This window comes from Pseudomonas grandcourensis, assembly GCF_039909015.1.
In the GTDB taxonomy this organism is placed as follows: Bacteria; Pseudomonadota; Gammaproteobacteria; order Pseudomonadales; family Pseudomonadaceae; genus Aquipseudomonas; species Aquipseudomonas grandcourensis.
In genome coordinates this window covers 2,568,632-2,579,663 of sequence record NZ_CP150919.1, presented here as the reverse complement: position 1 = coordinate 2,579,663, position 11,032 = coordinate 2,568,632, and the positions used below count along the sequence as shown (strand labels likewise).

The 11,032-nt window shown below is 61.2% G+C and carries 9 protein-coding genes and 1 pseudogene; 7 read left to right on the top strand and 3 right to left on the bottom strand.

Annotated features, from left to right (window positions below):
- Positions 1-268: 268 nt before the first annotated feature.
- Positions 269-1,267: pseudogene (locus AABM52_RS11585) on the bottom strand (IS110 family transposase); the annotation flags it as partial.
- A 380-nt stretch (positions 1,268-1,647) separates the two neighbouring features.
- Entirely contained in the window at positions 1,648-2,487 is an 840-nt protein-coding gene (locus AABM52_RS11580) for a helix-turn-helix domain-containing protein (RefSeq protein WP_347911874.1), read from the bottom strand.
- 97 nt (positions 2,488-2,584) lie between these two features.
- On the opposite strand from AABM52_RS11580, the gene AABM52_RS11575 reads away from it, so the two are divergent.
- Complete coding sequence (locus AABM52_RS11575; RefSeq protein ID WP_347911873.1) at positions 2,585-3,502, top strand: LysR family transcriptional regulator; 918 nt, start codon at positions 2,585-2,587, stop codon at positions 3,500-3,502.
- 46 nt (positions 3,503-3,548) lie between these two features.
- Here the strand turns inward: AABM52_RS11575 and AABM52_RS11570 are convergent, their stop codons facing one another.
- Positions 3,549-4,463 (bottom strand): LysR family transcriptional regulator, encoded by a 915-nt coding sequence (locus tag AABM52_RS11570; protein WP_347911872.1) that lies wholly within the window; start codon positions 4,461-4,463, stop codon positions 3,549-3,551.
- Positions 4,464-4,534: 71 nt separating this feature from the next.
- Here AABM52_RS11570 and AABM52_RS11565 point away from each other — a divergent pair, with 71 nt between their 5' ends.
- The 6 genes from AABM52_RS11565 (at position 4,535) to AABM52_RS11540 (ending at position 11,015) form a co-directional block, all read left to right on the top strand.
- Positions 4,535-5,614 carry an AraC family transcriptional regulator ligand-binding domain-containing protein gene (locus AABM52_RS11565; RefSeq protein ID WP_347911871.1) on the top strand — a complete coding sequence of 360 codons (1,080 nt, stop codon included), beginning with the start codon at positions 4,535-4,537 and terminating at the stop codon, positions 5,612-5,614.
- A gap of 430 nt (positions 5,615-6,044) precedes the next feature.
- Positions 6,045-7,397, top strand: coding sequence for a UDP-glucose/GDP-mannose dehydrogenase family protein (locus AABM52_RS11560; RefSeq protein ID WP_347911870.1), 1,353 nt, complete (start codon positions 6,045-6,047; stop codon positions 7,395-7,397).
- A complete protein-coding gene (locus AABM52_RS11555; protein ID WP_347911869.1) occupies positions 7,394-8,398 on the top strand; it encodes an NAD-dependent epimerase in 1,005 nt (334 codons plus the stop codon). The genes AABM52_RS11560 and AABM52_RS11555 overlap by 4 nt, the downstream gene beginning before the upstream one ends.
- A gap of 166 nt (positions 8,399-8,564) precedes the next feature.
- The gene (locus AABM52_RS11550) at positions 8,565-9,311 is read left to right on the top strand and encodes a sugar transferase (protein ID WP_347911868.1); all 747 of its coding nucleotides are present in this window, start codon (positions 8,565-8,567) and stop codon (positions 9,309-9,311) included.
- Positions 9,311-9,958, top strand: a complete 648-nt coding sequence (locus AABM52_RS11545) for a CpsD/CapB family tyrosine-protein kinase (protein ID WP_347911867.1) — start codon at positions 9,311-9,313, stop codon at positions 9,956-9,958. The genes AABM52_RS11550 and AABM52_RS11545 overlap by 1 nt, the downstream gene beginning before the upstream one ends.
- A gap of 22 nt (positions 9,959-9,980) precedes the next feature.
- Complete coding sequence (locus tag AABM52_RS11540) at positions 9,981-11,015, top strand: polysaccharide biosynthesis/export family protein (RefSeq protein ID WP_347911866.1); 1,035 nt, start codon at positions 9,981-9,983, stop codon at positions 11,013-11,015.
- Positions 11,016-11,032 lie beyond the last annotated feature (17 nt).

Here is an 11,032-nt window from a genome sequence, read left to right as displayed (position 1 = left end):
CCCCCTTTTCTGCAATACTGTTTTTGATGTCGTGTTTGGCTTGCTTTCATCTATCCGGCGTCTGAGTGGGGGTGTCGCCCCGCGCCTCGATGAGAATCGATGCCCAACGACCCTAATTAGTTGAACGGCCTTACAGCCGTGTAGGAGCCCAGGGTTGTCGTCAGGCCGGTTGGCCGTTCACGTCATCAGTTATCCAGCATCGCAAAACCAGGTGGGTGGTGCTCGGGTGACAGCGGGGGCAGGCGTTCATCGCGGCTGGCCCCGCATCGAATTCAGTGTGGTGTGCGGCTATCGCCCAGGCGATTCTTGCCAGCTTGTTGGCCAGTGCGCAGACCACGAGATTGGAGTGATGGCGGGAAGCTAATAGTTGGCGGACCCAGTCCGCCAAGGCGCCTTTCTGTCGTTCCAGCTGTATCAAGTACACACGGGCGCACTGAATGAGCAGGCGCCTCTGATTTCGATCGCCGCGCTTGCTGATGCCGAGCAACACGGTTTTGTCGCCCGTGCCGTGCTGTTTGGGTACCAGCCCGATCGACGCCGCATAGCCTCGGCCGCATTTGAACTGTTTGCCATCGCCCAACTCGGCAGCCAAGGCGCTGGAGGTGATCGGGCCGACACACGGCATGGTCATCAAACGAGCCGCCAGATCAGCTTCAGCGGCTTGGCATTCCACCTCCTTGTCCAGCGCTTTGACCTTCCCATCCAGATAGTTGAAGTGCTCATGCAACCCCATCAGAATTTTTTTGATGGGGCCGGAAAATGAACTCATCTCAAGCAATGCTGGAAGCTCTTTGATGGATTTGAAGCCGGGAGCCAGGCTGATACCCACCTCCAGCAGGGCTGCGTGAATCCGATTGACGGTGGCGGTACGGTCTTTGATGAACGACTCACGCACAGAATTGAGCATCGCCAGCGCCTGCTGAGCCTGGGTTTTGGGGTGCACGAAGCGCATTGTGGGGCGAGTCGCCGCCTCGCAGATCGCTTCGGCATCAGCGAAGTCGTTCTTGTTGCTCTTCACGTAAGGGCGTACCAGATGTGGCGCAATAAGCTTGGGCGTATGCCCCAGCTTGGCGACTTCCTGCGCCATGAAATGGGCGCCGCCACAGGCTTCCATCACGACGGTGCAGGGTTCCAGTTTCGCCAGATATTGGGTGAGTGCTGCGCGCGTAAACTTTTTGCGGTGAACCTCGTGGCCGCGATCATCTTGAGCATGAAGATGAAAGGAATGTTTTCCGAGGTCGATGGCGGCAATAGCTACGTTGTTCATGGCAATGATCTCCGATGAGCCCCCTGTGAAAGCTTAATGGGCGATCACAGGGGGCAGCGGGGGGTAGCCATTTCATTAGTTGATCGGCGTACACCTTCGCTCTTCACCACTCATCAGGCCGAGCGTTAGCTCGCCTGCAGCTTTTGATCTTGATCCACCCGCCCCCTCGGGAGGCCTCGTTCCGGTGTTTATCCGGGGATTGGCGCGCAGCGCCGTTTATTTGAACCCAGAACGCCAAGAAGCCAGGGACGTTATGGTCTTCTGAAAGTAGTGAGGCGACAGGTACGTTGACACGCACCGCGTTTGCCAAAAGTGACACGCTGTAAGAGCGGAGCCGCAAGTGGTCATGACCGCAGCAACGGATATGTACTCAACCAAAACTACAAACCAAGGCGAAACTGCTTGGGCGTAATCCCGAACTGCTTGCGAAACGCTCGAATGAAGTTACTCGGCTGCCGATACCCCAACCGCTCGGCAATCCGCTCGATCGGCTGATCCCCCGCCGTCAACCAGTGCCGCGCCATCTCCAGACTGTCACTGCGCGAATGCTGCGCCGCCGCAGTCTGCCAGTGCCGCAACATGCTCTGATGCAAAAACCCGTTGGCCCCCAGCAATGGCTCATCAAGACTGGCCGCTGGCAGGCTCAGACACGGATGTGCACCCTCAAGTACCTCGACACCAGCGCTACGCAACCATTGCCCGGCAGCCTGTTGCGGCGTCAGGTGGACCGCGACGAACACCTCGGCCGGCGCTCGCCCCAAACGTCGGGCGATGTTGCGCACCAACGTCAGTGTCGCAGCATCGAGGCCGAAAAAATGCGGCTGCCGGTCAACACTGCGCAAGTGCAAGCGGGCCTGTCCGTCACCCTCCTCCAGTTCCGCCACTACGTAGTTGGTCACCCGTGGCAGGAAATCGGTGAAACACGTCAGGCTCGCCCGCAGAGTCGCGGCGGAGTCCAGCAGAATGTTCAACCCCCGCAGCGTCGTGGTCGCCATGCCGTTGACCAGATCGCAGCCAAACGACACCCCCGCACCCGCACGTTCGCATTCACTCCACAGGCGTTCGACCAGGTGCACGGGCACATGCAGGTCCTGCCCCTCGAGTAACGACAGGCAGATGCCGGCTCGTTCCAGCAGTTGGTCCTGGCACAGTCCGTATTGCCGGGCATGGCTGAGAATGGTGCGGGTGAAGGCGCTGGAAATGAACGGTTCGCTGGTCATGGCAGGTTACGGCGAGAAGACAGGAATGTACTTATGCCAGCCTCTGTGCTATCGATCCAATGCATTAAAAGTATCCGCAGAATGCAGGAGGCGCATGATGGACCTACGACAACTCCGCCACCTTGTCGCCCTGGCCGATTACCGCAACTTCGGCCGGGCCGCCGAGGCGATCAACCTCAGCCAACCCGCCTTCAGTCGCAGCATCCAGACCCTGGAGCGCGACCTCGACTGCGCGCTGGTAGAACGCAGCAGCCGCGAATTCCGCCTGACGGGCCAGGGAGAACTGGTGCTGCAACACGCCCGGCGCCTGCTCGCCGGCAGCCAGGCCTTGCACAACGAACTGACGCAATACAACGGCCTGACCGGTGGCGAGTTGCACTTCGGCTGCGGCCCGTATCCGGCCCAGGTGCTGGTGCCCGAGGCGCTGGCGCAATTCATCCAGGCGCACCCGGCGATCCGCATCAGTTTCCACCAGGGCGACTGGGAGCAACTGGCGGTCTGGCTTCGTGAGCAGCAGATCGAATTCCTCGTGGCCGACGCGCGGTACTTCACCGGCGACCCGCAGTACCAGGTTCAGCTGTTGCGCCCTCGACGCGGGCGGTTCTTTTGCCGTGTCGGCCATCCCTTGGTGCAACAGCAAAACCTGTCCCTGCGCGCCCTGCTCGACTACGCGGTGGTCGGCACGCGAATACCGCCGATGATTCGCAAGATCCTCGCCGACGTGCAAGGCGAGGCGGACTTCAACCCAAGCGTGGAATGCGCGCAATTCGATGCGATCCGCCGCGTGGTAATGCGCTCCGACGCGGTGGGCATCGCCACAGTGGAAGCCTTGGCCGAACTGGTGGACCAGGGCCTGATTCGCCTGCTGGAATTTGCCGATGTGCCCAAGGAGGATCCCGGCCTGCAATTGCACTACGGCATCGTCAGCCGCGCCGGCCACTCCCTGACACCGGCCGCGCTGGCGATGGTCGATGCGGTGCTGTCGGTTGACCGGCGCTTGCTGGCGTCGAATTAGTCGAGCAACCACCGCTCCCACAGGGTTTGGCGTTGCTGCCTGCACATCACGCACGCCGCACCAGCGCCTGCAATGCCCGGGGCTCACCGAGGGCGCGCAGCAGGCAGTGCATCGCCTCTTCGCGGCTGCGCTCGAAGCGATAGCGCGACTCGATGTACAGCGCCAGCTTCAATTCCACCGGTTCGTCAAGGGGCAGCGGTACGTGTTGCAGGCCCAACACGTTGGCGACCCGGCTTGGCAGGCTGATGCCGAACGGCTGGCGATCGGCGATCAGCTTTGCCGCCAGAGTACTTTGGGTGCTCATCGCCACATTGCGGCGCAGGCCTTTCAGGCCAAGCTGCAAGTCCACCGGGCTGAGCCCGTCGCGGCGGCTCGACACCTGGATCTGCGGCTGCTCCAGATACGCCTGCAGTGTGCGCGGCGGTTCCTTGAGCGCGGCGCCATAGGCGAACACATAATGGTCGGCGGGCAGTGCCTGTTTGTGCAAGCCGGCAAGCCCTGCCAGCGGCTGGTCGAGGTCGATCAGGATATCCAGCTTGCCGCTGGCCAGGTCCTGCAAGGCGTCGCGGCGCCGGGGCTGGAAATAACGCACCTGCCAATCGGCGTGGGGCGATTCGAGCAAGGCATCGAGCAGCACCGGTTGCAGGCAATCCAGGCAACTGATGCGCAGCAGCGGATTGTTCTGCCGCGCGGCGGGAATCATGCGCAAGCCATCGCGCAACGACTCGAGTGCGGCACGCACGTAGTCGGCCAGACGATGGGCGACCAGTGTCGGCGTCACCCCCAGGCGACTCTTGATGAACAGCGGATCGCCGCACAATTCCCGCAGACGACGCAACGCATTGCTCATGGCCGGTTGCGACAGGCACATCACCTCGGCCGCACGGGTGACGCTGCGCTGCTGGTAAATCGCATCGAAGGCGAGCAACAGGTTCAAATCGAGCTGGCGTAAATCAAGCATGGTCTTGCTCCGGCAAATCGCTTAACGTCGGGCAGCCTAACCAGTGTTCCGGAACAAGCTGTGAGCCCTACATGACAAAAAGCGATCAGCCACTGCACGATCAATCGATACCCAATGCGTTCTATGCGCCGACCCTGCTGCCGGCCATCGAAGAGTTGCTGGCCCGTGGCGTGGACCGGGACAGTATCGAAGGCCTGTTTCGCCGCAGCCTGTTCGAGTTGCGCACGCCATTCATGCGCATTCCACTGTTCATGTCGCGGCGCTTCTGGGCGTTTGCCCTGGAGCAGACCGGCGACCCGCTGATCGGCCTGGCGGCCGGCCGGCGTTTCGTTTCCACCGCCACCAATGGCCTGACGTACCTGTTCGACGTGGCCGCCTCACTGGACAGCGCCTGCCAGTATTTCGTGCGCTTCTTTCCGTTTTTCAACGGGCACTTCCAGGCGCAGATCGTGCGCGGCGACGACAGCGTCGAACTGCACCTGCTCGACCGTGGCAGCGTGAAAACCAGTGCGGCGACCACCGATTACATCCTCATCAGCCTGTGCAGCATGTTGCGGCGAAAATTCCTCGCCAGCGGCCTGGAGCGTGATCCGATTCTGGGGGTCGGGCTGGCCGGTGCTTGCACAGCCAATGCGCAGGAACATCAACAAGCCTTTCGCGCACCGGTGCAATGGGGGCAGGCGCAGCACTCGATCCGCCTCGATCCACAACTGTTCGTCATCCCGTTGACGCCGGGTAATCATGACCTGGAACACACGCTGGTCGAGCTGCTGGAGCAGACCCGACGCAACAGCGAACCGACCTTGCTGGAGCAAGTCTGCGACCATTTGATCGGCGACCTCGCCGGGGCCAACTGGCAGCAATTCTGCACCTCCCAGCACTTGCTCGAGCGCACCGCCGCCCGACGTTTGAAGGCGTTGGGCTGGAGTTTTTCAGAGTTGCTCGACGAATACCGCCGCTACCGGGCCGAAGACTTTTTACAGGGAACGGACCTGGAGCTGGTGGAGATTTCCGACCGCCTCGGCTACAGCGATGTGCAAAGCTTCAACCGTGCCTGCCTGCGGTGGCTGGGGTGCGCGCCGGGTGCCTGGCGAAACCGGCAAGGTAGAGCAACTGACCCGTGCCTGCCCATGGCTGCGCCCCATTCATAAAACTGCCTGCTCCGGGCACCGCCGTCGACCGATCGTTTCATTGTGTTAGCAACGTTTTTCCAAGTTGATTGCCAATAGTTCGTCGGTCGCCCCTTGATGATAGCACCGCGCCACCTTCGCATAAGAACTGGCGGACTTCGGGATAAAGCGTCAAAAAACAGGTGGCTCAAATCTGACACACCAGAGCAGCTACAGCCCTTGTATTTCAAGACTTACGACCGTCCATCGTTTTCATGAAATTCTCGTAAAACGCCCAAAGTCGGGGGGAAACCCAATAGTGGTGCGACTTTGATGGCAAATAGCCTCCAACTTTTTCGGAGGTCTTGCCCATCCAACAGCCGGTTTGCCGACACGGTTTACCAAGGCTCGTCTATACCCCTTTTGACAGTTTTACTTCGCAACTCTCCACCGTCTTACGAGGCACGCCAATATGGACGTGAGCGTATTTGGTACGGGCTACGTCGGCCTGATTCAAGCTGCGGCACTGGCCGATGTCGGGCATCGTGTCCTGTGTGTCGACATCGACCCGAACAAGATCCGGCAACTGCAACAGGCCGTGCCACCGATCAGTGAGCCGGGGCTTTCCAGCACCCTTGAAGAAAACATCAAGGCCGGTCGCCTGCTCTTCACCACCCAGGCCAGCGATGCGGTGGAGCACGCCGAGTTGATCTTCATCGCCGTCGGTACCCCTGCCGACGAAGACGGTTCGGCCGACCTCAGCCATGTGCTGAACGTGGCCCGGCAGATTGCCAATTTAATGGAGGCCGACCGTACCCTGATCATCAAGTCCACGGTGCCGGTGGGCACGGCCGACCAGGTCAGTGCCACGGCGGTTGAAGAACTGCAGCGTCGCGGCAAAGGTTCGCTGAAGGTACGGGTGGTATCCAACCCGGAGTTTCTCAAGGAAGGCAGCGCCCTGGTCGACTGCATGCGCCCGGACCGGATCATCGTCGGCACCAGTGACGACGAAGCCCGTGACCAGATGAGCGATCTCTACGCGCCCTTCTGCCGCAACCACGACAAGTTGATGTTCATGGACAACCGCAGCGCCGAGCTGACCAAGTACGCGGCGAATGCGATGCTGGCCACGCGCATCAGCTTCATGAACGAACTGGCCAACCTCACCGAGTTGCTGGGCGCCGATATCGAAGCCGTGCGCAAAGGCATCGGCTCGGACCCGCGCATCGGTTACCACTTCATCTACCCCGGTTGCGGCTTCGGCGGCTCGTGCTTTCCCAAGGACCTGCGCGCCCTGCTGCACACCGCCGAACACGCCGGAATGCCACTGAAGCTGCTGCGCAGCGTGACGGACGTCAACGACCACCAGCGGCATATCCTGTTCAGCAAGCTCAAGGCGCAATTTCCCGGCGGGCTGGCCGGCAAGTCCATTGCCGTGTGGGGCCTGGCGTTCAAACCCAATACCGATGACATGCGCGAAGCACCCAGCCGCTACCTGATGGAAGCCCTCTGGGCCGAACGCGCGAGCGTGCAGGCCTACGACCCGGAAGCCATGTCCGAATGCCGGCGCCTTTACGGCTACCGCGACGACCTGCATCTGTGCGCCACCCGCGATGACACGCTCGAGGACGCCGACGCCCTGGTGATCTGCACCGAGTGGAAGAACTTCCGCGTGGTCGACTTCGACACGCTGGCGAGCAAGCTGCGTGCACGGGTGATCGTCGACGGACGCAACCTGTACAACCCGGAACAAGTGGCGGCCGCCGGCCTGCACTACTGCGGCATTGGCTTGCGCCACATCGTGCCCGAGGCCTTGCGTCCATGAAGATTCTCGTCACCGGAGCGGCCGGCTTTATTGGTGCCCATTGCGTGCTGCGACTGCTGCGCGATGGACACCAGGTGTTCGGCCTGGACAACTTCAACAGCTACTACGACCCGCAACTCAAGCACGATCGTGTGCGTTGGGTGCAGGAGCAGGCACGCCCTTTCGCGCTCTCAACGATTGACCTGGCCGATGCCACGGCCATGGAGGCGCTGTTTGCCGAAGAACAACCCGAAGTGGTGATCCACCTCGCGTCCCAGGCCGGTGTGCGTTACTCCCTGGAAAATCCCCGGGCCTACCTGGACAGCAACTTGAGCGGCTTCCTGAACATCCTTGAAAGCTGCCGCAAGCACCCGGTCAAACACTTGATCTACGCCTCGTCCAGTTCGGTGTATGGCGCCAACCAGCACACACCGTACTCGGTACGCGATGGTGTCGATCATCCGCTGTCGCTGTACGCGGCGACCAAGAAGTCCAACGAACTGATGGCCCACAGCTACAGCCACCTGTTCGGTATTCCCTGTACCGGCCTGCGCTTCTTCACGGTGTACGGCCCTTGGGGACGGCCTGACATGTCGCCGATCCAGTTCGCCAGGGCCATCGCCGAAGAACGACCACTGAAGCTGTTCAACTACGGCGAACACCAGCGGGACTTCACCTACATCGACGACATTATCGAGAGCATCACGCGCCTGATCGATAGCCCGCCGCGAGCCAACGCTCGATGGGACCGCGAGCAACCGGACCCGGCCACGAGCATGGCGCCCTGGCGGATCTTCAACATCGGCGGCCAGCATCCGGTGGCGCTCAAGGAGTATCTGGCGTTACTGGAGAAACACATGGGGCAAAAAGCCCGGGTCGAGCTACTGCCTCTGCAACCCGGCGATGTCCTCAACACCTGCGCCGATGCCAGCGACCTGGCCCGCGCGACCGATTTCCAGCCAAGGATCGAGCTGGATGAGGGACTTGGGCGCTTCGTTGCCTGGTTCCGCGCTTACTACTAACCAAGTAATTAAATAGTTAGCACCAACTAACAAAATAATTAACTGATTAATACCAATTAACTAAGCAACAATCCGATCAAAACTAATTAACTAAGCAATAATCTGATCAACACTAACTAACTGCGCATCGCCCATGCCGCACGCGGCTGAACTCTGCGGAGGATTTATGACTGGTCATGAGAAAAGTCTGCCCTTGGACACAATGCGCAGGGACAAGCGCATGGACCCCGAGCACCGCATGCGCATGGACGCTGCCATCCACATGCAGGGCCGCGGCTGGGCGACCGGTCGCGACGGTGGCCGGCCGTGGACCCTGTCGCGCACCAACCGCGTAATGGCGTGCCTCGGTGCGCTGCTGATCCTGGTGCTGATCGCGCCGGTGCTGCTGGGGCTGGCGCTGGCCGTCAAACTCACCAGCCCGGGGCCGGTGATGTTCGTGCAGAAGCGCACCGGTTACCGCGGCCGCCTGTTCGGCATGTACAAATTCCGCACCATGGTCTCCAACGCCGAGGAGCTCAAGGAGTCCCTGCGGTACCTGAACAAGCACGGCGCCGACGCCATCGACTTCAAGATCGACAAGGACCCGCGCATCACCGGTATCGGCGGTTTCCTGCGACGCACCAGCCTCGACGAGCTGCCGAACCTGTTCAACGTGGTGACCGGCGACATGCGCCTGGTAGGCCCGCGGCCGACTTCGTTCAATGCCTACCGCTACAAGGACAACCACCTCGCGCGCCTGAGCATCTACCCCGGCATGACCGGCCTGTGGCAAATCTCCGGGCGCAGCAATATCGACTTCGACCAGCGCGTTGAGCTGGACCTGCGTTACATCGCCCAACAGAGCCTGCTGCTTGATTTGAAGATTCTGTTGAAAACCCCTTTCAAAGTATTCAGCGGCCACGGAGCGAGTTAATGGACGGTTCAACTGCTAAAAGCCTCAGCATTGCCAGCCCGAGCGAGTCCAACCTGACATCGACCGTGCTCGACCAGGACCTGCGGATCCTTTTCCTCACCTCCGCCAACCCCGGCGCCGGCACCACCACCAGCGCCCTGGCGCTGGCCAGTCAACTGGCGCAGATGAGCAGCGGCCTGGTGCTGCTGGTGGACGCCAGCCAGTCGGCGACCAACCTCACGCAACAGTTGGGGCTGACCCGGGAACGGGGGTTTCGCGACCTGTTGTTCAATGACCAGAGCCCGCCCTTGTTGCAGGACTGTGTGGTGGACGTCTCCAGCCTGCCCTTTCACGTGCTGCCGTTCGGCCGCCATTCCCGTGGCAACGAACACCTGACAGCCGAACGCCTGCGTCCCTTGCTCAATCAACTCGGCAGCCAGTACCGGTTCGTGGTGATCGACGGCGATGCGGTGTATTCGGCTTCCGACACCCTGGTCATCAGCACCCAGGTCGATGGCGTGGTCATGGTCGTGCGTTCGGAAGACACCCGCTGGGAAGTGGCCCAGGCCGCGGCCCAGCGCCTGAGCCAAGCCGGCGCGAAACTGGTCGGCAGCGTGTTCAACCGACGCAAGTACTACATGCCCAAGTGGCTGTACAAAAACCTGTGAGCAACCAGATAAGGATGACGCCATGAACGCCAAGATGCTTGTCCTGCTGTTGCTGCCCCTCGCAGGTTGCTCCAGCACTTCCGACCAGTCCCAAAGCATGCCGGTGCAAATCCTCACGGCTCCACCGGCCAACGCCCAGGCCACCGACGTGCCCAAGGTCGAACAGACTCTGCGCCCACAGGATGTGCTGGACGTGATCTTCCACATCAGCACCAGCGGTTCGGACGCCTATCGCGTGCAGTCCGGAGACATGATCGCGCTGAACTTCACCGCCGCCAGCCAACTCAACGGCAACCAGTTGGTGCTGCCCGATGGCACCATCGAACTGCCAGGGGCCAACACCTCGGTGAAAATCGAGGGGCTGACCCGCGATGAAGCTCGTGCGGCGATTCAGCGCGCCTACGACCGCAAACAGCTGTTCCAGCCCAACCGCAATCAGCTGTCGGTGAACCTGGTGAGCCCGCTGACCAATGAACAGAACCTCAAGTCCACGCTCAATCACCCCGGCACCGGCATGAGCCGGGAAATCACCGTGGGCACCGATGGCTACGCCAGTTTCCCGGAAATCGGCGCCGTGCCGCTGCAAGGCATGACCGTCAACCAACTGGAGGCCTACCTCAATACACGCTACGCCACCTTGCCGGGGCGCATGACCGTGGACGTGTTGCTCAAGTCCACCGCCGGCAACGAAATCTATGTACTGGGTGAAGTCGGCCAGCCGGGCTCCTACCCGATCCGCCGTCCGGTGTCGGTGCTCGAAGCCCTGACCATGGCCCGCGGTTCCAACATCAAGGCTCGCCTGGACTCGGTGATGATCATGCGGCGTAACGGCAACCAGGTGGTCGCGCATCGTTACGACGTGGAAAAAGCCTTGTCCGGCAACGCTTCCCAGATCGCCTACCTGCAAGCGGACGACATGCTGTACGTGCCCAAGACCAAGCTGGCCAGCGCCGGTGAGCTCGCACGGCAACTGGCGGACGTCGTGTTGTTCCAGGGCGTGGGCTTCAGCTTCAGCTACCGCGTCGACAACAAAAACGACAACAGCAGCAGCAACTAACTCACAGGTGCCCCGTC